Genomic DNA, 1,035 nt, shown 5'->3' with positions numbered 1-1,035 from the left:
GTGACGGTCGGTATCATGAACCAACATTACCTGAGGATGTGTACGCTGAATTACGTGAAGGCATGAAGCTTCACGATATCATTCAAGAAGATCTTAATTCTATTCAAGCCCAAATGCATAATTTGTTGGATCGCTACTTTCCTGAGTTTCTACAAGTATTTAAAGATTGGACCGGGAAAGCCGCTCTCCATTTATTGAAACAAGGCTTTTTTCCTCATGAAATTAGAAATACGTCAGAGGAAGAGTTGTTAACCGAAATTAAAACTGCCACTAAACGTGCGGTTGGCTTGAAACGCGTTCAAGAGCTTAAACAAGCAGCCGAGATGACCGTGGGAATTCAATTCGGTCTAAAGATGGCTAAAGAAGAATTACGTTATTTGGTCGATCAATACATTCATTTACAACAACGTTTAAATACGCTTGAAGAATCCCTTGAAGCTTTTGTGGAGTATATTCCTGGGGCTTCAGAAATGGTTGCCATTAAAGGTGTAAGTTCTATGACGGTTATCGCTTTCTTTGCGGAGGTCGGAGACCTCTCAAATTATCAAGATCCACGCCAAATCATCAAATTAGCGGGACTTAATTTATCGATGAACCAGTCTGGCAAACATAGCGGTCAAACCAAAATATCCAAACGTGGTAGGAAACGTTTACGCTCTGTTTTATATCAAGTAGCGATTCCTCTTTCCTATCATAATCAAGCGTTTAAGCAATTACATGAATATTACCGTCATCGTCCAAATAACCCGCTTACAGGGAAACAATCGTTTATTGCCTTAAGTCGTAAATTAATCAAGATCTTTTTTGTGTTAGGAACACGTCAGTGTTCATTTAGTGAAACAAAAATGTTAGCTGATACACCTATTATAGCTAAGATACAAGAAGCTGCTTAGGTTGACTTTAGCCGTTTAGGCTTTGATGATAAATGGACATTTGAAGCACGGATTAGCCGGTCGATATACAACCATTAGGGCTATGACCCACTTAAGGAGCATTTCCGGCAGCCACGCATGGATAGGTTGAACGAAGGAATTT

Annotated in this window: 1 protein-coding gene; it reads left to right on the top strand. The window is 39.7% G+C overall.

What is annotated here, in order from left to right:
* On the top strand, window positions 1-893 hold an 893-nt coding region (locus tag ACTWQB_RS17325; protein ID WP_443140396.1), incomplete at its 5' end, for a transposase.
* Window positions 894-1,035 lie beyond the last annotated feature (142 nt).

The organism is Piscibacillus sp. B03 (genome assembly GCF_052246295.1).
Classification (GTDB): domain Bacteria; phylum Bacillota; class Bacilli; order Bacillales; family Alkalibacillaceae; genus Piscibacillus.
Note: the sequence above shows the minus strand (reverse complement) of the source record. Positions and strands in the feature narration are given on the sequence as shown.